Below are 23,070 nucleotides of genomic sequence, written 5' to 3'. Positions count from 1 at the left end.
AAGTCCATGACGCAGGCCGCCTTCTTCGTGCTGACGGCCCTCGCCGACCAGCCCCGGCACGGGTACGGCATCCTGCGCGAGGTCGAGGACCTCTCCGGCGGCGAGGTCCAGCTCAGGGTCGGCACGCTCTACGGCGTCCTCGACAGACTCACCGCCGACGCGCTGATCGTCCTGGACCGCGAGGAGGTCCAGCAGGGCAGGCTGCGCCGGTACTACCGCCTCACCGACGAGGGCGTCGCCGCGCTGGACGCCGAGGCGGAGCGCATGGCGGCGGGCGCGAGCGCGGCCAAGCGCCGTATGGCCGAAGGCGGACGCACCCCGGCCGCACCCGTCGTACCGCCCGTGACGGGCCCCGGACTCGCCGGAGGACTGGCATGACCACGCTGCTGGAATCCCGCTACCGGACCGTCCTGCGCCTGCTGCCCGCCTACTACCGGCGCGAGCGCGAGGAGGAGATGGTCGAGACGTACCTGTGGGACGTCGACCAGGAGACCCAGGACCAGACCCGCCCCACGTTCGGCGAGGTCGCGAGCATCGCCGCGCTCGCCGTCCGCACCCGCCTCGGCACGGCCGCCGCGCCGCGCCGGTACGCCCTGTTCGGCGCGTCCGTACGGCGGTTCGCCCTGTTCGCGCTCCTCCTCCAGGCCGCCTCGGCGCTCGTGGACCGGGTGCTCGAACTGACCTGGGGGAGTACGCACGGACCGGCGCAGTGGGACCTGTTCCTGACCCGTTTCAACGGCCGGGGTCCGGGGAACAGCGTGCCGGTCGCCGCCCTGGAGTGGGCGCTCCCGCTGCTGTGGACGGTCGCCTACTTCGCGCTCCTGCGCGACCGCAGGCGCCTCGCCGGGATCACCGCGGCCGTGGCGGCGCTGCCCGAACTCTGGGTGTTCGTCGCCCCGTTCGTCACCGACGCCTACCCGCCGGACCTGCCCTACGCCACCGCGGGCGGCCTGCTCGCCTGGCTCACCGTCCTCGCGGTGTACGCGGCCTACCACCACGACGCCCCGCCCGCCGCCCTCCCCGCCGGCACCCCCGGCCTCGCCTACCTCGCCGCCTGCGTGACCATGGGCGCCTCCCGGACCGTCCTCCCCCTGGCCACCGACTCCGTCTGGGCCCCCTCCACGGCCGTCCTCCTCGCGGGCCTCGCCTGGCTGGCCTGGCGCCCCCGCACCCCGGACACCGCCTTCGCGCTCGCGGCCCTCGGCGCCCTCCTGCTCGCCCTGCGCGTGACGACCCTCTACCACTGGTACGACGTCCTCCCGGCCGTCGCCCGCTTCGGCTCGGTCGGCCAGGCGGCGGGCCTGTTCCTGCTGACCGCCGCCCTCACCGTCGCAGCGGCCCGCTCAGTGCGGGAACGCGCGGGGTGCCCGTAGCCGGGGCAGCCCCTCCCTGAACTCCTCGATCCGTGAGCTGATCTGCCGCATCAGCACCGTCTCCGTCAGCCGGTCCAGGTAGAGATGGCGCCGGGCGAGCGCGACGGCGTCCACGCAGAAATACATCGCCATCAGCGGATTCACGAACAGCTCACCCCCCTTGGTCCGCTCCGTGAACCGCACGTCCCCGAACTCCCCGCGTACGGCGGCGGCGACCGACCCCTGCACGATGCTCGGGTGGCTCGCCGTCGCCTCCTGCGCGTGCGCGACGGCGTCCAGGTACGCGGCCCCCTCCTGGCTCTCCCGGGGGATCGAGAAGGCGCCCAGATAACCGCCCTCCCGGTCCAGCGCGGCCAGATTCTCCAGCACCAGCGCGTGACTGACGCCGTGATAGGCGTCCACCCCGAACCCGAGGCACACCACCAGCCGCTCCGCGACGTCCAGCCGGGCCACCGCCGCGAGGCTCGCCATGTCCTCCTCCGGCGTCCCCAGACCGTGTTCGTCCCCGCGCATCAGGATGTCGGTCCCGCCGTCGACCAGGACGATCGCGTCGACACCGCCGAGATGGCCGAGGAGTGCCCGGTAGGCGTCCAGCAGCGGCGCGACGCCGGTGCGCGCGAAGGCGTACACCGTGGACGGCAGCCCCCGCCCGTCGAGCCACCGCGCGAGGGCGCGCTCCGGGAAGTAGTCGCCGCGTACGGGGGTGTCGGGCCGTACGGCGGCGACGTCCGGCTCGATCCACACCTCGGACGGCAGCCCGTACAGGTCCGCGAACGACAGGTTGGCGAGATGGACCTCCTTGCCGGCCGCCCGCAGCGCGAACGCCAGCGGCAGCCCGGCGTACACGTCGAATCCGCCGCCCGCACCGGCGATCAGGACACGGCGCGCGTCGCGCAGGCGGGTGAAGAGGGGAGGTTCGGGGAGGGAGAACATCGGGGGACCATAACAACGGCGCGGGGTGGACCGTACGGGAATTCCGTACGGTCCACCCCGCGCCGGATCGGTCGGGGTCAGGCGCCGCTCTCGCGGAGCATGTCCTCGCGCTCGACGATCTTGACGCGCTCGCGGCCCTGGGGCTCGCCGAGGGCCTTCTCGGCGGCGTCGAGCCGGTGCCAGCCCTCCCAGGTGGTGAAGCGGACCTCGCGCTCGGTCAGGAAGGCGTCGACGGACTCGGGCTGCGGGGACGCCGGCTCCTGGAGGCGGCCGTTCGCGTGGTCGGCCAGGAGGTTGGAGACCGTCTCGTTGGCGTCGCCCTTGGTGTGGCCGATGAGGCCGACCGGGCCGCGCCGGATCCAGCCGGTGACGTACACCGACGTCAGGTGGCTGCCGCTCTCCTCGATGACCCGGCCGCCCTCGTCCGGGACGGTGCCCGAGTCGAGGTCCCAGGGGAGCTTCGGGAGCTTCTCGGAGAGGTAGCCGACCGCGCGGTAGACGGCGCCCAGGTCCCAGTCCGTGAACTTGCCGGTGCCCTTGACGTTGCCCGTGCCGTCCAGCTCCGTGCGCTCGGTGCGCAGGCCGGTGACCCGGCCGTCCTCGCCGAGGATCTCGGTGGGGGACTCGAAGAAGTGCAGGAACAGCTTGTGCGGGCGGTCCCCGACGTCGCGGATCGCCCAGTTCTCCAAGGTCTTGGCGACCATGTCGGCCTGCTTGTTGCCGCGCCGGGTCGCGATCGAGCCGTCGTCGTAGTCGATGTCCTCGGGGTCGACGATGACCTCGATGTTCGGGGAGTGGTCCAGCTCCCGCAGCTCCATCGGGGAGAACTTGGCCTGCGCGGGGCCACGGCGCCCGAAGACGTGGACCTCCAGCGCCTTGTTGGCCTTCAGGCCGTCGTACACGTTGGCCGGGATCTCCGTCGGCAGCAGCTCGTCCGCCGTCTTCGCGAGGATGCGGGCCACGTCGAGGGCGACGTTGCCGACGCCGAGGACGGCGACCTTCTCGGCCTCCAGGGGCCAGGTGCGCGGGACGTCCGGGTGGCCGTCGTACCAGGAGACGAAGTCGGCCGCGCCGTAGGAGCCGTCCAGCTCGATGCCCGGGACCGTGAGTTCGCGGTCGGCCATCGCGCCGGTCGAGAAGATCACGGCGTCGTAGAAGGCGCGCAGGTCGTCGAGGCTGATGTCGGTGGGGTAGTCGACGTTGCCGAAGAGGCGGATCTGCGGCTTGTCCAGCACCTGGTGCAGGGCGGTGATGATGCCCTTGATGCGGGGGTGGTCCGGGGCCACGCCGTACCGGATCAGTCCGAACGGGGCCGGCATCCGCTCGAAGAGGTCGATGGAGACACCGGGGTCGGCGGCCACATCGGACTTGAGCAGCGCGTCGGCGGCGTAGATCCCGGCGGGGCCGGCTCCGACGATGGCTACCCGCAGGGGGCGGGGCATGATCAGGTTCCCTTCGAGCGGCAGTTGATCGACTCGACGGGAAGCCTAAACTAAGGCAAGCCTAACCCGGTACGCGGGTCCGGTCTATGAGCTCATAAACCGGTCTTATGAGTTCTCCCGACGTCGGGTGCTACCAGCAGTTTATCGGTTTGCCGGTAGTGGCTGCTCCGCCCAGATGACCTTCCCCACGGACGAGTACCGCGTCCCCCACCGCTCCGCGAGCTGCGCCACCAGGAACAGGCCCCGCCCGCCCTCGTCCGTCATCGCCGCGTACCGCAGGTGCGGTGACGTACTGCTCGCGTCGGAGACCTCGCAGATCAGCGACCGGTCGCGCAGCAGCCGGACCCGCACCGGGGCGCCGCCGTAGCGGATCGCGTTGGTGACCAGCTCGCTCAGGATCAGCTCGGTCGTGAACGACAGGTCCTCCAGGTCCCACTCCACCAGGCGCCGGGCGACCGCCGCACGCACGCGCGCGACCTCCGCCGGGTCCACCGGCACCTCCCACTCCGCGACCCGGTCCGGGCCCAGCGCGCGCGTACGGGCGACGATCAGCGCGATGTCGTCGTTCTGGCGGGCCGGCAGCAGCGCGTCCAGAACCGCCACACAGGTCGGCTCCGGCGCGCCCGGCGCGCCCGCGAGAGCCTCGCTGAGCAGGTCGAGGCCGCTGTCGATGTCCCGGTCCCGGGACTCCACCAGACCGTCCGTGTACAGCACGAGACGGCTGCCCTCGGGCAGTTCCAGCTCCACCGTCTCGAACGACGGCAGCCCGCCCAGGCCCAGCGGCAGCCCCGGCGGCACGTCCGCGAACTCCACCCGCCCGTCCGGGTGCACGATCGCCGGCGGCGGATGCCCGGCCCGCGCCATCGTGCAGCGCCGCGACACCGGGTCGTAGATGGCGTACAGGCAGGTCGCGCCGGTCACCGGGGCCGCCGACTCGTCCTCCTGGTCGATCCGGTTCACCAACTCGTCCAGCAGGCCGAGGAGTTCCTCCGGCGCCAGGTCCAGCGCCGAGAAGTTGTGCACGGCCGTCCGCAGCCGGCCCATCGTCGCCGCCGCGAGCAGCCCGTGCCCGACGACGTCCCCGACCACCAGCGCGACCCGCGCACCCGACAGGGGCAGGACGTCGAACCAGTCGCCGCCCACCCCGGCCTGCGCGGGCAGGTAGCGGTACGCGATGTCCAGGGCGCTCTGCGCGGGCAGCGTGCGCGGCAGCAGGCTGCGCTGAAGCGTTTCCGCCATCTTGTGCTCGCGGGTGTAGCGGCGCGCGTTGTCGATGGTGACCGCCGCCCGCGCCACCAGCTCCTCCGCCAGCGCCACCTCGTCCGTGTCGAACGGCTCGGGCCGCTCCGAACGCCAGAAACTCACCACGCCCAGCATCAGCGTCCCCGCGCGCACGGGGACCGTGATCAGCGAGTGGATGCCGAACTCGACGACCTGCTCGGTGCGTTCGAGATCCTGCGCCCGCCACTCCGGCGACGTGTCCAGTCGCGCTTCGAGGACCGCCCGGCCCTCCGTGAGACTGCGGCCCTGCGGCGTCGAGTCCACGAACTTCAGCGGCTCGCCCACCGCGTACAGCGGAGCGCCCTTGCGGACCCCCGTCGACGCCGTGCGCCGCAGCGCCGAACCCGGCTCCGGCTCCTCGCCCTTGATCACCGAGTCGAACAGGTCGACGGTCACGAAGTCCGCGAACCGGGGCATCGCCAGCTCGGCCAGCTCCTCCGCCGTGCGCGTCACGTCCAGGTCCGTGCCGATGCCGACACCGGCCGCGTACAGGATGTCCAGGCGCTCGCGGGCCTCGTCCGCGCGGCCGGAGAGGGCGCGCAGCTCCGTGGAGTCGCGCAGGGTCGCGACGCTGCCCGAAGGGCCGCCGGCGAGCTGGGTGGGGCGCTGGCTGATCGCCAGCAGCTTGTCGCCGACCAGGCGCACCTCGTCCGTCACGACCGTGCCGGACGCCAGCAGCTCGGCCGTCGCCGTGTCCAGGCCCAGGCCCATGACGTACCGGCCCTCCGCGTTCTGCGGGAGGTCCAGGAGGCGGTGCGCCTCGTCGTTCGCGAGCATCAGGCGGCCGTCGCCGTCCACGATCAGGACGCCCTCGCGCACGGCGTGCAGCACCGCGTCGTGGTGCTCGTACATGCGGGTCATCTCGCGCGGGCCCAGACCGTGCGTCTGCCGCAGCAGACGGCGGCTCACCAGCGCCGTACCGCCCGTCGCGAGCAGCAGCGCGGCGCCCGCGGTGACCAGGACGAGGGGGAGCTGGCGGTCGACGGTCCCGCCGACGGACTCCGTCGTGATCCCGGCCGACACCAGGCCGACGACGTGGCCGTCCGGCGCCTTCACGGGGACGACGGCCTGCACCAGGCGGCCGATCGTGCCGTCGATGTCCTCGACGACCGTGCCGCCCTCCTGCGCGGGCGCGATCGTCCCGACGAACTTCTTGCCTATGCGGTCCGGCTTCGGGTGCGTGTAGCGGATGCCGTCCGGGTTCATGACGACGAGGAAGTCCATGTCGGCGGCCTTGCGGGCGGCCTCCGCGCGGGGCTGGAGCACCGCCGTCGGGTCCGGGGACGCCAGCGCCTCCACCATCCCCGGGGAGTTCGCGAACGACTCCGCGACCGCCAGCGAGCGGTTGCGGGCCTCCTCCGTGCCGTCGTGCCGGACCTGGAGCACCAGCGCGACCACCGCCGCGACGACCAGCAGCAGGACGACCGCCACCTGGAGCACGAACACCTGGGTGGCCAGACTCCGCCGGCCCAGCGCCCGGCGGGGCGCGACGGGGATCCGCCGCTCCCGTGCGCGGCGGGCTGAGACGGACGGACGCGGTGCGTGTGGTCCACGGGGACGACGGGCCATGGGCCCATGTCTACACTGCCGGGCCCCGGGAGGCGAGAGGCGTAACGGAGGGTGATGCGGCGCACGCGGGAGCGGGGGTGGAGGCGGGGGCCTGAAAGGGGGGCGCGTTGGGGTGGGCGGGTTTGAGCGCGGTTCAGGGAACCGGCGGATTCCGTGCGGAAGTTCACGGGCCGGCGGCGGCCGGGTGAGGGGGAGGCGACGTACGTCATGGCTTGGCCAACTCCTCCCGACACGTTGGAGTGGATTTCACCCGGTGTCCCTGACGCCCCCCGATGCTCGCGGAGAAGAGTGGGCGGCGATCCGTCCGTCACTCATCAAGGGGCTTTCATGGCCGAGTTGACCCGACGCAGACTCCTGGGATCCGCCGCCGGCACGCTGGGCGGCGCGGCGGCCCTCTCCCTCCTCCCGCCGAGCGTGCAGAAGGCCGTCGCCGCCGGAGCGCCGCGCCGCGGCTCCCTGCGCGACATCGAGCACGTCGTCATGCTGATGCAGGAGAACCGGTCCTTCGACCACTACTTCGGCACCCTCAAGGGCGTACGCGGCTTCGCCGACCCCGAGGCGCAGATCCTCGACACCGGGCGCTCGGTCTTCTACCAGCCGGACGCCGAGAACCCGAAGGGGTACCTGCTGCCCTTCCACCTCGACACGCACTCCTCCAGCGCCCAGGCCATCCCGTCCACCAGCCACGCCTGGTCGGTGCAGCACGAGGCGTGGAACAACGGCAGGATGGACCGCTGGCTGCCGGCCCACCGCAAGGCCGACGGCGTCAACGGGCCGTACGTCATGGGCTACTACACCCGTCGCGACATCCCCTTCCAGTTCGCGCTGGCGGAGACGTTCACCGTCTGCGACAACTACTTCTCCTCGGTCTTCGGCCCCACCTGGCCCAACCGGCTGATGTGGATGACCGGTTCGATCGACCCCGAGGGCACCCACGGCGGGCCCGTCACCAGCAACGCCGCGCCCAGGCCCTACCGCTGGACGACGTACGCGGAGCGCCTCCAGGCGGCCGGGGTGAGCTGGAAGGTGTACCAGGAGGACGACAACTACGGCTGCAACATGCTGGAGCGGTTCGCGGCGTTCAAGAACGCGAAGCCCGGCTCCGAGCTGTACGAGCGCGGGGTGCGGCGGCAGCCCGAGGGGACGTTCGAGGACGACGCCCGCAGCGACCGGCTCCCGGCTGTGTCCTGGATCATGCCGACGAGCTACCAGTCGGAGCACCCCGACTACCTGCCCGCCGCCGGCGCCGACTTCGTCGCCTCCAAGATCGAGGCCATCGCCGCCAACCCCAAGGTGTGGCGCAAGACGGCCTTCATCCTCAACTACGACGAGAACGACGGCCTGTTCGACCACGTGAGCCCGCCGACGCCTCCCGCGGGCACGCCGGGCGAGTTCATCAAGGGCCTCCCGATCGGGGGTGGCTTCCGGGTCCCGGCGATCATCATCTCGCCCTGGACGGTGGGCGGTTGGGTGGCGACGGAAGCCTTCGACCACACCTCGGCGCTGCGGTTCCTGGAGCGGTTCACGGGTGTCGAGGAACCGAACGTGACCGCCTGGCGCCGCGAGACCTTCGGCGACTTCACGTCCGCGTTCCGCTTCTCCCACGCCGGCCCTCGCCCCCCTCGCCTCCCCGACGACACTGCCGAGCAGCTGGAGAAGGCGAAGGAGGAGGTGGCGACGTTGCCGAAGCCGACGCTGCCGGGGGCGGACCAGACGTTTCCGCGGCAGGAGCGGGGGCGTCGGCCGCAGGTGTAGGGGGAGCTGTTTCGCTGTACGTCGCCGCCCGGGGTTCTCCGAGGGGCCTCAGGCGGTGACGCGCAGTGTGCGCTTGGCGAGGTCGAGGGCCGGGAGCATCTCCTTGTGCTCCTCGTCGTCGATGCCGCCCAGGTGGATCACCACGGGGCCCTGGGGGGTGGTGACGGCGAGGGCGTGTTCCGTCTTGGTCTCGTCCAGGAGCTCGACGTGGACGCGGTACGAGACCTCCACGCCGGACGCGCTGCCCGCCGTGAACGTCCCGTACTTCTCCTCGCTCACGCCCTTCTCGGCGGCCAGGAAGCCCTTGAGGACCGTGCGCGCGTCCGCGTTGCCCGGCTCGCCCCGGTAGACGCGGATGAAGCCGATGTGGCCCGCGGGCTTCGCGTCGATCTCGCAGACGCTCGTGACGGGGCCCTGGCGCAGGAGGACGTCGAGGACGTCGTCGGAGGCGCCCTCGGGGGCCGTTACGGACTCGGCCTTCCACTTCGCGGCGGTCTCGAAGGTCACCGGCAGCTCGCAGGCGGACCCCTTCGCGCCCAGCGTCCCGCCGGAGGCGGCCGAAGGGGCCGACACCGAGGGCGTCGGTGACCCCTTTTGGGTGTCGCCCGCAGTGTCACTCGTCGTGCCGCTCCCCGTGCCGCCCCCGGACGTCCCGCACCCGGCCAGCACCCCCGCCATCAGCACCGCCGACAGCCCCCGCTGTATGTTCCCCACCCTGCGTTCCCCTCTCGTGCGTATCTGACAACGGACTGTAACCGAGGCCACTGACAACGCCCCCGGCAGGGTGTGGCGATGGTCACTTCGTTGCCGTGCCGACTAAACCAAGGGCCGCGAACAGCCGTCGTTGTGAGTGCGTGGGTCGTGGTGTCGGTTGCGTGCGCCTCGCGCATCCGGTACCGAAATCAACCTGAATGTCGATTCCGGGCGTCTCAGGAGTTAGATTCGATCTTCCGAATGTGTGTGCGGGTGACCAGTGGGGACGACGGTGGGGCGAGAAGTGGACGAGAAGGCGGGGATCCGGCGGAGATCGCCGCTCTACAGGGGCGTCGCGTTCCTGGGGCGCACCCTGTGGGGCGAACTCCAGGGCATCGTCGTCGACCCCGTGCGCGAACTGTGGCGCAGGGGCCCCTCCGCCCTCTCCCTCGCCATCGTCGCCTGTGCGGGCGTGATCTTCTTCCATGCGATCGCCCAGAACGACCTGGGCGAGAAGATCGTCCGTGAGGTCGGCGGAGTCCAGGGCGACCTCCCGCTGTGGAAGGCCCTGCTGCGCACGCCGGTCTCGCTGTACGTCCCGGCCCTCGACCTGCCCGTCTGGGCGGGCATCACACAGCTGTTCCTGGCCTTCGCCCTCGCCGAGGTCGCCCTCGGCCGCGCGCGGACCCTGTTCATCGCCTACGCGTCCACCCTCTCGGGCACGCTCACCGTCCGCGTGATGCTCGCCCTGGGCCCCGACCACTGGGGCGGGCTGTCCCCGGAGTTCGGCAAGGTCCTCGACACGGGCCCCTCGGCGGCCGTTGTGGGCCTCTTCACGTACATGTCCGTCGTCCGCAGGGCCCCGATCGTGTTCACCCTCACGGGTGGTTCGATGGTCGTCGAGTCGATCGCCAAGCCCAACCTCGCGGGCCGCGAACACCTCATCGCCGTCGCGGCGGCGGTCGTCATGGGGCTCCTGCACGGCCAGGGCGAGCGGGTACGGGCACTGCTCCCGAAGTGGCTGCGCCGGCCCGGGGCGGTGCGGACGGAAACGGCGTCGGCCGAGGTCGCGCCGCTGGAGGGGGCCGAGCCGAAGAAGGCCGGGGTGCCCGCCGTACGCGTGCGCGGGGAGGCCGCCCAGGAGTGCGGGCGAATACGGTGACAGGGCTGTCCTTCCGGGACGACGGTTCCCGGTCGTACGGAAGGACGGGACGACCCGGCGCGGACCGGGCCCGCAGCCCCTTCGCCGGGCGGTATACGTCGCTCAGGGGCTGCCGCTGAGGGGTGGCCGCGAGCAGGGGAGCGCGCATGGAGTACTACGACCTCGGGAGCTACGGCCGGCTCGTCACCACCGCGTCCGCCGAGGCGCAGAAGTGGTTCGACCGGGGCCTGGTGTGGACGTACGCGTTCCACCACGAGGAGGCCGTCGCCTGCTTCGAGGAGGCCGTGCGCGCCGACCCGGAGTGCGCGATGGCCCACTGGGGCATCGCCTACGCGCTCGGCCCGAACTACAACAAACCCTGGGAGTTCTTCGACGACAGGGACCTCGCGCTGACCGTGCGGCGCACCCGCGAGGCCGCCGAGCGGGCCGAGGAGCGCGCCGCCCGGTCCCGGCCCGTCGAGCGGGCCCTGATCGGCGCCCTCATGGCCCGCTACCCGCGCGCGCGGGCCGCCGAGGACTGCGCGGTGTGGAACCACGCCTACGCGGACGCCATGCAGGCCGTGTACGCCCTCGCGCCGGACGACCTCGACGTCGCGGCCCTGTACGCCGAGGCCCTCATGAACCTCACCCCCTGGCAGCTCTGGGACCTGGGGACGGGCGAACCCGCGGCAGGCGCGCGCACGCTGGAGGCCCGGGACGTCCTGGAGCGCGCCCTGGCGGCCGACCCCGAGGGCGCCCACCCCGGCCTGCCGCACCTGTACGTCCACCTGATGGAGATGTCGCCCACCCCGGAAGCCGCCCTCACGGTCGCCGACCGGCTGCGCGGCCTCGTCCCCGACGCCGGACACCTCCTGCACATGCCCTCGCACCTGGAGGTCCTCTGCGGCGACTACCGCAGGGTGGTCGCCGACAACACCGCCGCGATCGGCGCCGACGCGAAGGCGCACGCGCGCGGGGGAGCGATGAACTTCTACACGCTGTACCGCGCGCACAACCACCACTTCCGGATCTACGGCGCGATGTTCCTCGGCGCCTCGAAGACCGCCCTGGAGGCCGCCCGGAGCCTGGAGGAGTGCATCCCCGAGGAACTCCTCAGGGTCGAGAGCCCGCCCATGGCCGACTGGCTGGAGGGGTTCCTCGCGATGCGCGTCCACGTCCTGATCCGCTTCGGACGCTGGTCCGACGTCCTCGCCCTGCCCCGGCCCGCCGACCCGGACCTGTACCGCGTCACCACCGCGATGCACCACTACGCGCGCGGGGTCGCGTTCTCCGCCACAGGGCGCGTCCCCGAGGCGGATGCCGAACGCGCCCTGTTCCACGCCGCCGTGGCCCGCGTCCCCGACTCCCGGACCCTGTTCAACAACACCTGCCAGGACGTTCTCGCCATCGCCGCCGCGATGCTCGACGGCGAACTGGAGTACCGCAAGGGCGCCTTCGACCGCGCCTTCGCCGCCCTGGAACGCTCGGTCGAACTGAGTGACAACCTGCCGTACGACGAGCCCTGGGGCTGGATGCAGCCCACCCGGCACGCGTACGGCGCGCTCCTGCTCGAACAGGGCCGCGTCACCGAGGCCGAGGCGGTCTACCGCGCGGACCTCGGCCTCGACCCGACGCTCCCGCGCGCGCTCCAGCACCCCGGCAACGTCTGGGCCCTGCACGGCCTGCACGAGTGCCTCGTACGGCTCGGGAAGCGCGGCGAGGCCGCGCTGGTCGGCCAACAGCTCACCCTGGCCCGCGCGGTGGCCGACGTACCCGTCGAGTCGTCCTGCTTCTGCCGGGGGCTGAGCACGGGCCGGGGCTGCTGTGACGAAGCCCTCTGAGCGCCCGCTTTCCCGTACCGGAAGTAACATGATCCACTCTGACTTTAAGTGAACCTTACGAACACCGCGGTGTCCGGCTCACCCCCCACCCCATCCCGTCGGAGGACCGTCATGCCCTTTTCCGAGGACGCGCTCCAGCAGGCCCGCGCCGCCTACGAGGAGCACGCGCGCACCTGCCGTCAGTGCCACTTCGACACGGTGCCCTGCGCCGTCTCGAAACACCTCATGCGCGTGTACAACAACGCCCGCCGAGAACAGGCACGCGCCAACTCGGCCGCCCGCTGAGCCCGTTACGGGTCCCGGGTCCCGGGTACCGTTGCCGACCACCGTGGTACGCCACGATGTGGTAATCACGATCATGGCAACGAGCCTCGGGACCCCAGGGGGAGCACACAGCATGGCGGGCACACGGTGAACGACACGCGCGCGCGAAGCGCCTTCGCGCGGGACTTCGATGCCCGGCGCGCACGCGACTGGGCCCGGCTCGCCCTCCTCCTCGCCGCCTGTGCGGCCTTCACGGTCGTCGCGGGCGCCGGATCGGACGGCTGGCTCGTCCTCCTGAGCGGCGTGGGCGGCCTCTCGCTGGCCGGAGCGGGCCTGTGGTGGGCCCTGGCGCACCGAGGCTGGACCCGGCTCCTGGGGGCGCTCCTGGCGGTCCTCGTGCCGTTCGGCGTCCTCGCCCTCTACGCCTCCTCCGGGCTGTGGATCGTCGCCGTCTCCGCCATCGCCCTGTGGACCGCGGCCCTCGCCAGCGCGCGGTCCGCGCTGCGCAGCGTCCGCCAGCCGCACGCCAAACGCCGCAGGCGCGGACGCAAGACCCCGCCGCCCAGCCGGCCGGTGTTCATCATGAACCCGCGCTCCGGGGGCGGGAAGGTCGAACGCTTCGACCTCGTCCGCCGCGCGGAGGCCCTCGGCGCCCGGGTGATCCTCATCGCCCCGGACGGCACCACCGACCCCGAGGCCGAGGCCCGGCGCGCGCTCGCCGAGGGCGCCGACCTGCTCGGCGTCGCGGGCGGCGACGGCACGCAGGCGCTGGTCGCCGCCGTCGCCGCCGAGCACGACGTGCCGTTCCTCGTCATCGCCGCCGGCACGCGCAACCACTTCGCCATGGACCTCGGGCTCGACCGCACCGACCCCGTCACCTCCCTCGAAGCCCTCACCGACGGCGTCGAGTTCCGCGTCGACCTCGGGGACGTCGACGGGCGCGCGTTCGTCAACACGGTCTCCTTCGGCGCGTACGCGGAGATAGTCCAGAGCCCCGAGTACCGCGACGCCAAGGCGTTCACCGCCCTCGACCTCCTCCCCGACCTCCTCATGGGCGAGGCCGGCGCGACCCTCGGCGTCCACGCCGACGGCACCCGCCTGCACGCGCCGCAGGCCGTCCTCGTCAGCAACAACCCCTACGCGCGCGCGGACCCCTTCGGTGGCGGCCGGCGCCCCCGCCTCGACTCCGGCAACCTCGGCGTCATCGGCATCAAGGTCGAGGGCGCAGCCCAGGCCGCCGAAGTCGTCCTGCGTGGCGAACGCGCCGGCGGCATCACCTCCACGAAGTCCGCCCGCGTGGAGGTCTCCGCCGACCGCCCCCACATCCCCGTCGCCATCGACGGCGAGGCCCTCGTCCTCCCGGTCCCCGTCGTCTGCACCCTCCGCCAGGGCGCTCTGCGCGTACGCGTACCGCGCCGCAGACCCGGCGCGACGTACTCCCCGCCGAACGTCGACTGGCGCAGGATCGTACGCCTCGCGCTGGACCGGCCGGTGGGGGACGTGGGGGAGGGGGATGACTGAGGGCGGGGCGGGTGCGTGTGCGCGCGGGATGGCGGTGCCATCGGTGTGTACGCGTGCGCGCGGGCGGTTGAGGGCTTGCCCTCGGTCAGCCGCACGGGCGGCGGGAACGTTGTCCCACGCGCGCGCTGTTCCTCCCGCCTCCCGGAGATCTTCCTCCCTGTCCTGGCCCCGGCGCGCGCCCGCGCGTTGCGTCCCGGCCCCGAAACCGCCGTCCGGAGAAACGACCATGCCCGACCCCCGCAGCCGTCTCGACGCCATCAGCCTGGTGCGCGATCTCGCCGCCCTCGACCAAGCCCTCTACGAGGCGGTGACCGTCACGAAGACGCCCACGCTGGACACCGCGTTGCGTCGGCTGTCCACGGCCGCCAACCACTCGAAGATCTCGTTCGCGGCAGCGGCCCTGCTGGCCCTGCGGCCGGGCAGGACGCGCCGGGCCGCGCTGCTCGGGGTCGCGGCCGTCGGGCTCGCCTCGGCCACGGCCAACCTCGCAGGCAAGAAGCTCGTACGGCGGCCCCGCCCGCACCGCGCGGAGGACTCGCCGTTCCCCGGACGGCACGTGCCCATGCCGGACTCGGCGTCCTTCCCGTCCGGGCACACCGCGTCGGCCGTCGCCTTCGCCGCCGCCGTGAGCACCGCACTGCCGGTGACGACCGTTCCGCTGGGACTGCTGGCCTGCGCCGTCGGGTACTCGCGCGTGCACACGGGGGTGCACTATCCGGGGGACGTCATCGCGGGGGCCGTACTGGGGACGGGGGCTGCGGCGACCGTGCTGGCGGTCGCGGGGACGCGGCAGAAGTGACCTGGGAGGGGTTCCGCGCGCGGGCGGCACGGTTGGGGGTTGCCGTGCCGGAGGGGGAGCCGACGCGGGAACTCCTGTACGGGCTGGCGCCGGCGCTCGGGGTGCGGGTGCCAGACGTGTTCGTCCTCGCGGGTCTTGAAGTACCCGAGGAGCTGAACCCCCTGGACGCGGGGGCCGGTTCCCGCGCCGTGTACGTCGTGTGGCGGTTCAGGCTCCTTTCAGCGGCGCAGCGCAGGGAATTCCTCCGGCACGTCCATTCGCTGCCCCAGGAGCCTCGTACGGCTCCCTGGGGCCCTCTGAAGGAGTTCGGCGGGTATGCCCCCGGTCCCGGAGCGCTGCTTCTGCGGCTGCTGGCCAACCGCAACCTTCACTGGTCGTCGGGAGCGAAAGCTCTGGCCGGGGTGCGCGGGCCGTACCTCTCTGGGGTCACCGTCGGAGGAGTGGGGCAGGGGAGGGTGGCTCTCTCCCCCGAGTTGTTCATCGCCTTCGCGCGCGTGCTGGGCATCCCCGCAGGCCGGCTCGCCGTACTCGTCGACGCCGAACCTCCTGCCGAGGAACCCTCCCACCACCCCGACCTGGCCGACGCGGCGGAACTCCTGTGGGAGCTGCGTCGGTTGAGCCGGGATCAGGTCAGCCTCGTGGAGGAGCGGCTGTCCGAGACCGCGTGAGCCTTACGCGGGACGGATCGCCCATCGCAGCGCCGACTCGCCCGCGTGCGCGATCGACTCCTCGCGGATGAAGGCGCCGGGCCCCGGTGCGTGGATCATCATGCCGTTACCCGTGTAAACACCCGTGTGGTTCAGGCCGTCGAAGAAGAAGACCAGGTCGCCGGGTTGCAGCGTGGCGACGTCCACCGCCGTACCGGCCTGCGCCTGTTCGGTTGCCGTCCTGGGCAACGGGACCCCCGCCGCCGTCCACGCGGCCTGCGTGAGCCCCGCGTTGTCGTACGACCCCGGCCCCTTCGCGCCCCACACACAGGGCTTGCCGATCTGCGCACGCGCGAAGGCGACGGCTTTCTCGGCCTTGGCGGTGGGGGAGGTCGCGGCGGCCGGGGCCTGCGGGGGGAGCGGGGCGGCGGTGGGCTGTGGCAGGGGGGCGGTGGGTGCGGCGGGGGCGGGGGCTGCGTATGCGGAGGTGGGGGCCTGCGCGGGCGTGGGTGCCATGGGCGGGACCGGCGCCTGCATGGCCGGTGCGGCGAGAGGCTGCGCGGGTGCGGCCATGGACTGCGGTGCCATGGGTGCGGTGGGTGCCTGCGCGGGTTGGGCTGTCTGCGGTGCCATGGGGGCGGCCGGTGCGGGCTGCGCGGCGACAGGCTGGCCGGGTGCTGTCATCGTCTGCGGCGCCATGGCGGCAGAGGTGAATCCGAGGTCGGCGGTCGCCATCTGCCAGCCTGCCATCGGCGCGCCGATGGGCGCCTGCATGGCCGGGGCGGGCGGCATGGGGGCTGCGGCCTGCGGGGGCATCGGCTGCGCGGGCTGCATGGGGACGGGCTGGGCGGGCATCGGCTGTGCAGGCGCGGGCTGGGCGGGCATGCCCTGTGCGGCCATGGCCTGTGCAGGCATCTGCTGCGTCATCGGCGCGGCAGGCGCCCCCGTGGAGGGCGGTGCCATCAGGGTCGCCGTGAACGCCGGGTCGGCGGGCGCCTGGGGCATCGCTGCGGGCGCGGGTGCCGTCTGCGGTGCCATGAGCGTTGCGGTGAACCCGGGGTCAACAGGCATGGCAGGCGCGGCGGTTGCCATCTGCTGGGCTGCCGGGGGCGCCATCAGCGTTGCGGTGAAGCCGGGTTCGGGCGCGGGGGACGGCATGGGCGCGGCGTACGCGGGGGTCGCCGCAGCGGTCGGCGGGGCCATCAGGATTGCGGTGTACGCCGGTTCGGCGGGAGCCGGGGTGGCCGACGGGGACATGACGGTCGACGTGAAGGCGGGCGCCGCTGACGTGGCCGGGGGTGCCATCACCGTTGACGCGTACGCCGGTTCGGCAGCCGCCGAGGGGGTCATCACCGTTGAGGCGAAGCCCGGTTCGGGTGTGGACGGCGACATGAACGCGGGCGCCGGAGCCGACGCGGCGGCCGACGGGGACATGACCGTCGACGTGAAGCCCGACTCGGCCGGGGCCGTGCCGGCCGACGCGTACGCCGGTTCAGCGGGCGCGGCGGCAGGCGTCATCACCGTTGACGTGAACGCGGGTTCGGCGGTCGGAGGGCTCATCGTCGTTGACGTCAGGGCCGGTTCGGGCGCCGAAGGAGCCATCACGGTTGACGCGTAAGCCGGTTCGGCGGCCGGTGCCGACGGTGACATGACCGTCGAGGTCAGGGCGGGTCCGGCGGCGGCCTGGGCCTGCTGGGTCTGCCAGGTCGACGTACCGGAAGGGTCGTACGCGGCGAAGGCGCCCGTCTCCCACGTCGGAACCGACGGGAACGCACCCGTGTCCCGGGCGGCCTCCGCGGGGTTGTACATCGGGAGGGAGCCGGTGTTCCCGGCGGCGGCTGCGGGCGCGGACTGCGCGGCGGCCGTGGCCGGGAACGCGCCACCGGGCTGAGCGGCCGGAGAGGCGTACGCGGGGAACGTGCCGGTCTCCCACGACGGGACGGAAGGGAGGGCGCCGGTGTCACGTGTCGGATCGGCGGGGTTGTACATCGGCAGCGAGCCGGAGTCCCAACTCTGCGCCGGGGGACGGGAGTCGGGCGCCTGCACGACGGGAATCGGCCCGGTGGCCGTCGGCGAGGCCGGCATCTGCGCGGCGGGCGACGGCATGACCGGTATCTGCCCGGTGGCCGTGGGGTCCGGGGACATCCGCGCGGCGAGGGGCGCCATCACGGCCGTCTGCGCCATGGCCGGGGGGACCATGGGGATCTGCCCGGTGGCCGTCGGATCGGGCGACATGACGGCCGTCTGGGCCATGGCCGGGGAGACCGTCGGGAACTGGCCCGTGGCCGTCGGGTCGGGAGACATCCGCACGGGCGGCAGGACCGCTGTCTGGGCCATGGAGGACGGGACGACCGGGATCGGGCCGGTGGCCGTGACGCCGGGCATCTGGGCGGTCGCGGGGGCCGGGGGCAGGGCGGCGAGGGGCGACGGCGGGAGCGCCGCCGTGGCGGCCGGGGGAAGCGCGGGGGCGCCCTGCGTGGACTGGCCCGGCGGCAGCGCGGGCGCCGAACGGCCCGCGGCGAGCTCCTGCTTGCGCTCCAGGGCCGCTTCGAGCTCCTGGATGGTCGGCATGCCGTCCGGCTTCCCGGGGCGCCCTGGACGGCCGCTCGCGCGGTCGCGCGGGAGGACGGCGGGGATGGTCGGGCCGAGCGAGTTGCGGGCGACGTCGAAGAGCTGCCGGGCGCCCGCGTCCGTCTCGGGGGCCGAGGCCCTGCGCGCGCCCCCGCGAGACGCTCCCGAACCGCCGCTGCGACCGCTGCGCAGCGACATCGCGCGGGTCGCGTTGAACGTGCCGCTGTCGGTCTCGGCGCGGTTGTAGAGCGAGGTGACGGCCTGCTGGATCTCGGACCTGCTGGGCGCGGGGCCGTCCTGGAGGCGGGAGGAGTCGGCGCGTTGTCCGGGAAGTCCTGCACCCGCGGGGCCCTGGCCTCGGTCCGTCGCCATGGAGGACGTACTCCTTCCGTGCACAGCCTGCCGCGGAGACGGCCGGCCCCGCCTCGCCGGGTCACCCCGGATTCGACGGAGGCCGCGCGGCCCGGCGGTTCGCCGGAGTCGGTCGTGCGGCCCGGCGGTCAACTTAACCAACTTGTGTGACTGGCGTGAAGATTGAAGCGTTAAATGTCCGATACGGAGTCGTGACCTTCGTCTCTTTCGGGCAGGTGACCGGCGGTAACGCCCCCAAGTGGGGAGTGAGTTGCCGACTCTTGGGGAACAGGATGCGTGCTTCCCGATGCTTGCGGGATACAACTGGCTGTCATGCGTGTCGACTACTCGCCCGGCTCTCTGGGCACCGCGGCCTTCTACCGGCTGCTCACCGCCGTCGTCGTCCCCCGGCCGATCGCCTGGGTCTCGACCCTGACGGCGGACGGTACTACGGCCAACCTGGCCCCGCACTCGTTCTTCAGCGTCGCCTCCACCGACCCGCCGGTCGTCCAGTTCACCTCGGTGGGCCGCAAGGACACCCTCCGCAACGTCGAGGCGACCCGCGAGTTCGTCGTGAACCTCGCCCCGGAACCGCTCTTCGAGCAGATCAACGGCACCGCGACCGACTTCCCGTCCGGGGAGGGCGAGTTCGACGCGGTCGGCATCGAGCGGGAACCCTCCCTCAAGGTCAAACCACCCCGCGTCGCAGCCTCCCCGGTCGCCCTGGAGTGCCGCCTCCACGCGACCCTCGGCATCGGCAACTCCACCCTCGTCCTGGGCGAGGTCGTCCACGCTGCCGTCGACGAATCGGTGCTGGTCGACGGCCACCCGGACATCCGCCGACTCCGCCCCCTGGCCCGACTCGGCCGCGACGAATGGGGCCTGCTGGGCGAGATCCGCGACCTGCCCCGCATCGCCTACCGGGACTGGCCGAAGAGCTGACTCCGAGCCGCTCTCCGGGGGCCGACTCCTCTGACAGGATCACCTCATGACGACCCGTGACCTCGCAGACGGCTCCTGGCACTCGTTCCGGTCGAAGAACTCGGCCCTGTCGATCGGCTCGGTGAACTCGTTCCTCTCGATCGGGTCCGTGGGCAGCGCGCTGTCCATCGGATCCGTCGGGAGTTTCCTCTCGGTCGGCTCCATCGGCTCCTCCGCGTCGGTCCTGTCCGCGGGCTCCTGGCTGAGCGTCGGCTCGGCCCTCTCCGCGAACTCCACGGGCGAGGTTCTCGCGTGGCGCTCGCAGCGCTGCACGACGGCCGCGGTGGCCGTGGCGGGACTTCTCGCCGTGGGCCTCTGGTCGACCCGTGCGCGAACCCGCGGCTGACCCCCGCACAAGCTCCTGACCTGCGACGCCCCCCGATCCGGGGGGCGTTGTCAGTGGCGGCCGATAGCTTGATCGATGTCACGCCGGTCTGGCGGAAGACATCCCTTGTGCTGCGAAGGAGCTGATGTGTCGTCGGATTCGGAGAACGTCCCGGTATGGGAGCGGTCGAGCACCGCCCGGGTACTCGCACCCGCCCGGCCCCGGAAGCTGGCCAAGGTCCCCTTCGTCGAACTGGCCGACGGCCGCCTCCAGGGCGTCGTCTCCAGCGGCTCGGACATCGGCCGGGTCTACGTCTCGTCGATCGCGGCGGGGACGTACGCGTACGGGTGCAGCACCAACAACAACCGCCCCTGCGGCGGCGCGCGGGGCTCGTTCTGCAACCACATCCGCGCGCTGGTGACCGAGGCGGTGCTCCAGTACGGCGCCGGGCGCGTCGCCCGCTACCTGCGCGTGGACGCCGACGGCGCCGCTGACGCGGGCGCGCTGACGGCCGTCATGACCGGCACGAACCCCGCGCCGGACCCGGCCAAGGCCGCCGCGGCCGTGTTCAGCCGCTTCCTGCGCCACCTCGCCTACCTCGAACTCGCCCCGGCCACCGCCCCGTTGCCGGAGATGCAGTGGTTCCCGCCGACCCGGGCGGAGGCCGCCTGATGCGAGCCGACACCCTGACCGAACCGGTCGAGGGCCTGGACGAGGCCCTGGCCGCCGTCGACGCCCTCGACCGCGCCCTCACGGCGGGCCTCCTGCGCCCCCGCCCCGCCCAGGCCGCCGACCTGACCGTCCTCGCGGACGCCCTCGCCGCCAGCCCCCTCGCCACCCGCGTCGCCGAGGCCACCGAGAAGGCCGCCGCAGGCACCGCCGCCGAGGACCACTTCCTCGCCCTCGCGGCAGCCCGGACGGCCCTGCTGGGGGCGGCACATGACGCGCTGGCGGGACGGATCGCCGAGGCGGTGGGACGACCGACCGACGCAACCGGCGCGGGACGGGCGGCCGTTGACGCCGAGGCGGGCACCGCGCGCGGGCACACCGGCGACGGGCCGACCGCCGCGCACGCCTCCGACGGCGAAAGCCAGAGCCCTGCGCACGCGGCAGCCCTCGGCACCGACGGCCCGACCCCCGAGCGCGAGCCGGCACCCGACACCACCAACCTCCGTGCCGCCGCCCGCGCCTGGCTCACCGACCTCGCCCGCGCAGGCTGGCAGGGCATCGACCACGAGCTGATCGCCGGTGCCGCCCCGGTCGTCTCCGCGCTCCTCGCGGAACCGGCCGCGCGCCGGCTCGCCGCCCTCCTCGACGGGTTCACCGCCGAACTCGCCGCCTCCTGCCCGGGTACGGCGCTGGAGAGGGTCCCGGCGCGCCGCTGGGGCGACCTGTGGGCGCGCGGGATGCTCCTCAGCGTCCCCGGCGCCGATGTGCCGACCGCGCCGCCCGGCACGGCCACCGGGCGCCTGCTGCCACTCGGCGTCGACCTCCACGAGCACGCCACCGCCGTACAGGCGCAGGTGCACGCGGTGTTCGAACCGGCCGACGGCGGAGTGCCCCGGCTGGTGCGGGCCAGCGTGTCCGCGCCGAAGCCCGACACGGTCGTCGGCGCGGGCGTGTGGCAGCTGCTGCGACCGCACATGGCGCTGCTGGCGGCGCTCGGCGAGGGCCGGGCGATGGAGCTGGACGGGATGCCGGTCACCGGCGAGGGCGACCTCCTCTGGGACGACGCCCACGCGCGCGTGGGAGAACCGGCGGACGCGTTCACCACCGCGCGGGTCGCCCTGCCCACGGCGCTGACCGCCCCGACGGCACCCCTCGACCGGCACCCGGCGCAGCTCGCCGTACCCGTCCTCCTGGAGGGCTACACCGCCCGACAGGATGTGTTCGTCCTCGCCGGACAGCCGCTCGCCGTGGACGCCGACCGCATCCCCGTCGCGGGCCCGCTGACCCCGGACGCCGTGGCCGCGTCGGGCGCCTGCATCGGGCTGCTGCGGTGGGACGGCGGACGGTTCGCCGTGCAGCCGCTGGCCGTCGAGACCCTCGTACGGAAGAAGCCCGTCACGCTGCACGCGGGCGCGTGGGCCGGGGGGACCACCGACAAGGCGGGCGTGAAGGCGGAGAAGGCGGCGACCGACGCCGTGGCCGTGCTGCGCGAACGCGCGGGAAGGCTGCTGAGGAAATGAGCGCGGAGATCACCGAAGAGGCGTACGACAACCGGCGGCAGGTCCTGTACTGGCGGCTGCTCGCCCGGCTCTTCGACCCCGAGGAGCGGCCCGCGCTGGAGTCCGCGAGCCTCGCCGTCGTCGAGGACATCGGACTGCCGCCCGCGCTCCTGGACCCGCGAGCCTCGGTCGACTCGGTCGTGCAGCGGCACCCCGCGCTGGCCGGGGAGTTCGACGGCCTGATGCTCGCCGACGAGCCCGACGGCGAGCGTGACCGGGCGGCCGAGGTACGGCGCGCGGCGCTGGTGTCGAAGATCCTGCTGAACGTGTTCGCGACCGGCTCCGGAGCCGTCGACGCCGGGCAGCTGGCGCGCTGGCAGGCGGACGCCGGATGGCTGGAGCGCGCCTTCGGCTGCGCCCCCGGCGACCTGCGTGGGGGACGCCGAGGCGTCAGCCCGACCGGTACGGGGTTCGGCGGCCCCGACCCCGACCTGAGCCGGCTCGTCCCGCCGATCGGCCCCGAACTCGGCGCGCTGGAGGCCGACCTGGTCAGCCGTATGCACCTGCGCGAAGTCCTCGCCGACCCGAAGCTCGCCTCGCAGCTCACCCCCAGCATGTCGCTGATCGAGCAGCTCCTGCGCGACAAGAACAACCTCGACGGCGTCGCCCTCGCCAACGCGAAGGCGCTGATCCGGCGGTTCGTCGACGAGGTCGCCGAAGTGCTGCGCACGCAGGTCGAGAAGGCGACCGTCGGCGCGATCGACCGCTCGGTCCCGCCCAAGCGCGTCTTCCGCAACCTCGACCTCGACCGCACGATCTGGAAGAACCTCACCAACTACAGCCCCGAGGAGGAGCGGCTCTACGTCGACCGCCTCTACTACAGGCAGACGGCCCGCAAGACGACACCGCAGCGCCTCATCGTCGTCGTGGACCAGTCGGGCTCCATGGTCGACTCGATGGTCAACTGCACCATCCTCGCCTCGATCTTCGCCGGGCTGCCGAAGGTCGACGTCCACCTCGTCGCGTACGACACGCAGGCCCTCGACCTCACCCCGTGGGTGCACGACCCGTTCGAGACGCTGCTGCGCACGAAGCTCGGCGGCGGCACCGACGGCACGGTCGCGATGGCGCTCGCCCAGCCGAAGATCGCCGAACCCCGCAACACGGTCGTCGTGTGGATCTCCGACTTCTACGAATGGCGCCAGGAACCCCTCTTCGCGAGCATGGCCGCCCTGCACCGCTCCGGTGTCAAGTTCATCCCCGTCGGCTCGGTGACCAGCTCCGGGCGCGGCAGCGTCAACCCCTGGTTCCGCGACAAGTTCAAGGACCAGGGCACGCCGGTGCTCTCCGGCCACATCAAGAAGCTCGTCCACGAGCTCAAGAACTTCCTCACCTGACCAGCCAGAAAGGCCCTC

General features: G+C 73.0%; 19 protein-coding genes. 14 read left to right on the top strand and 5 right to left on the bottom strand.

What is annotated here, in order from left to right; all coding sequences use genetic code 11:
• Positions 1–6: 6 nt before the first annotated feature.
• On the top strand, positions 7–378 hold the full coding sequence (locus tag ACQCO7_RS03300; protein WP_464077133.1) for a PadR family transcriptional regulator: 372 nt from the start codon (positions 7–9) through the stop codon (positions 376–378).
• Complete coding sequence (locus ACQCO7_RS03295) at positions 375–1,373, top strand: hypothetical protein (RefSeq protein ID WP_464070362.1); 999 nt, start codon at positions 375–377, stop codon at positions 1,371–1,373. Before ACQCO7_RS03300 ends, ACQCO7_RS03295 begins: the two co-directional genes overlap by 4 nt.
• Here the strand turns inward: ACQCO7_RS03295 and ACQCO7_RS03290 are convergent.
• The 3 genes from ACQCO7_RS03290 to ACQCO7_RS03280 all read right to left on the bottom strand — a co-directional run bounded on the left by ACQCO7_RS03290 (position 1,344) and on the right by ACQCO7_RS03280 (position 6,598).
• Entirely contained in the window at positions 1,344–2,306 is a 963-nt protein-coding gene (locus ACQCO7_RS03290) for a DUF1152 domain-containing protein (RefSeq protein WP_464070361.1), read from the bottom strand. The two genes, ACQCO7_RS03295 and ACQCO7_RS03290, sit on opposite strands and share 30 nt — an antisense overlap.
• 77 nt (positions 2,307–2,383) lie before the next feature.
• Complete coding sequence (locus ACQCO7_RS03285) at positions 2,384–3,748, bottom strand: FAD-dependent oxidoreductase (RefSeq protein WP_464070360.1); 1,365 nt, start codon at positions 3,746–3,748, stop codon at positions 2,384–2,386.
• Between the two features lie 141 nt (positions 3,749–3,889).
• Positions 3,890–6,598, bottom strand: coding sequence for a SpoIIE family protein phosphatase (locus tag ACQCO7_RS03280; protein ID WP_464070359.1), 2,709 nt, complete (start codon positions 6,596–6,598; stop codon positions 3,890–3,892).
• A gap of 327 nt (positions 6,599–6,925) precedes the next feature.
• Between ACQCO7_RS03280 and ACQCO7_RS03275 the strand changes: the two genes are divergently transcribed.
• The gene (locus ACQCO7_RS03275; protein WP_464070358.1) at positions 6,926–8,353 is read left to right on the top strand and encodes an alkaline phosphatase family protein; all 1,428 of its coding nucleotides are present in this window, start codon (positions 6,926–6,928) and stop codon (positions 8,351–8,353) included.
• A 48-nt stretch (positions 8,354–8,401) separates the two neighbouring features.
• Here the strand turns inward: ACQCO7_RS03275 and ACQCO7_RS03270 are convergent, their stop codons facing one another.
• A complete protein-coding gene (locus ACQCO7_RS03270) occupies positions 8,402–9,067 on the bottom strand; it encodes a lipoprotein (protein ID WP_464070357.1) in 666 nt (221 codons plus the stop codon).
• Positions 9,068–9,350: 283 nt separating this feature from the next.
• On the opposite strand from ACQCO7_RS03270, the gene ACQCO7_RS03265 reads away from it, so the two are divergent.
• The 6 genes from ACQCO7_RS03265 to ACQCO7_RS03240 all read left to right on the top strand — a co-directional run bounded on the left by ACQCO7_RS03265 (position 9,351) and on the right by ACQCO7_RS03240 (position 15,280).
• Positions 9,351–10,208: a hypothetical protein gene (locus ACQCO7_RS03265; protein WP_464077132.1), complete on the top strand. Its 858-nt coding sequence runs from the start codon at positions 9,351–9,353 to the stop codon at positions 10,206–10,208.
• A 146-nt stretch (positions 10,209–10,354) separates the two neighbouring features.
• Entirely contained in the window at positions 10,355–12,028 is a 1,674-nt protein-coding gene (locus tag ACQCO7_RS03260; protein WP_464070356.1) for a hypothetical protein, read from the top strand.
• 111 nt (positions 12,029–12,139) lie between these two features.
• Entirely contained in the window at positions 12,140–12,313 is a 174-nt protein-coding gene (locus ACQCO7_RS03255; RefSeq protein WP_010357842.1) for a hypothetical protein, read from the top strand.
• Positions 12,314–12,439: 126 nt separating this feature from the next.
• Positions 12,440–13,813, top strand: a complete 1,374-nt coding sequence (locus ACQCO7_RS03250) for a diacylglycerol/lipid kinase family protein (RefSeq protein ID WP_464070355.1) — start codon at positions 12,440–12,442, stop codon at positions 13,811–13,813.
• A 226-nt stretch (positions 13,814–14,039) separates the two neighbouring features.
• On the top strand, positions 14,040–14,612 hold the full coding sequence (locus tag ACQCO7_RS03245; RefSeq protein ID WP_464070354.1) for a phosphatase PAP2 family protein: 573 nt from the start codon (positions 14,040–14,042) through the stop codon (positions 14,610–14,612).
• Positions 14,609–15,280 (top strand): hypothetical protein, encoded by a 672-nt coding sequence (locus ACQCO7_RS03240; RefSeq protein ID WP_464070353.1) that lies wholly within the window; start codon positions 14,609–14,611, stop codon positions 15,278–15,280. Before ACQCO7_RS03245 ends, ACQCO7_RS03240 begins: the two co-directional genes overlap by 4 nt.
• Before the next feature lie 3 nt (positions 15,281–15,283).
• Here ACQCO7_RS03240 and ACQCO7_RS03235 read toward each other — a convergent pair whose 3' ends face one another.
• Positions 15,284–18,202 carry a C40 family peptidase gene (locus tag ACQCO7_RS03235; protein WP_464070352.1) on the bottom strand — a complete coding sequence of 973 codons (2,919 nt, stop codon included), beginning with the start codon at positions 18,200–18,202 and terminating at the stop codon, positions 15,284–15,286.
• 312 nt (positions 18,203–18,514) lie between these two features.
• On the opposite strand from ACQCO7_RS03235, the gene ACQCO7_RS03230 reads away from it, so the two are divergent.
• The 5 genes from ACQCO7_RS03230 to ACQCO7_RS03210 all read left to right on the top strand — a co-directional run bounded on the left by ACQCO7_RS03230 (position 18,515) and on the right by ACQCO7_RS03210 (position 23,052).
• Positions 18,515–19,123: a flavin reductase family protein gene (locus tag ACQCO7_RS03230; protein WP_464070351.1), complete on the top strand. Its 609-nt coding sequence runs from the start codon at positions 18,515–18,517 to the stop codon at positions 19,121–19,123.
• A 46-nt stretch (positions 19,124–19,169) separates the two neighbouring features.
• A complete protein-coding gene (locus ACQCO7_RS03225; RefSeq protein WP_464070350.1) occupies positions 19,170–19,508 on the top strand; it encodes a hypothetical protein in 339 nt (112 codons plus the stop codon).
• A 126-nt stretch (positions 19,509–19,634) separates the two neighbouring features.
• Entirely contained in the window at positions 19,635–20,159 is a 525-nt protein-coding gene (locus ACQCO7_RS03220) for a hypothetical protein (protein WP_464070349.1), read from the top strand.
• On the top strand, positions 20,159–21,676 hold the full coding sequence (locus tag ACQCO7_RS03215) for a hypothetical protein (RefSeq protein ID WP_464070348.1): 1,518 nt from the start codon (positions 20,159–20,161) through the stop codon (positions 21,674–21,676). Before ACQCO7_RS03220 ends, ACQCO7_RS03215 begins: the two co-directional genes overlap by 1 nt.
• Positions 21,673–23,052, top strand: a complete 1,380-nt coding sequence (locus ACQCO7_RS03210) for a vWA domain-containing protein (protein WP_464070347.1) — start codon at positions 21,673–21,675, stop codon at positions 23,050–23,052. The genes ACQCO7_RS03215 and ACQCO7_RS03210 overlap by 4 nt, the downstream gene beginning before the upstream one ends.
• Positions 23,053–23,070: the final 18 nt, after the last annotated feature.

This window comes from Streptomyces saintjeani, assembly GCF_055409605.1.
The sequence above is the reverse complement of the archived record's forward strand: the minus strand, read 5'-3'. Positions and strand labels throughout refer to the sequence as shown.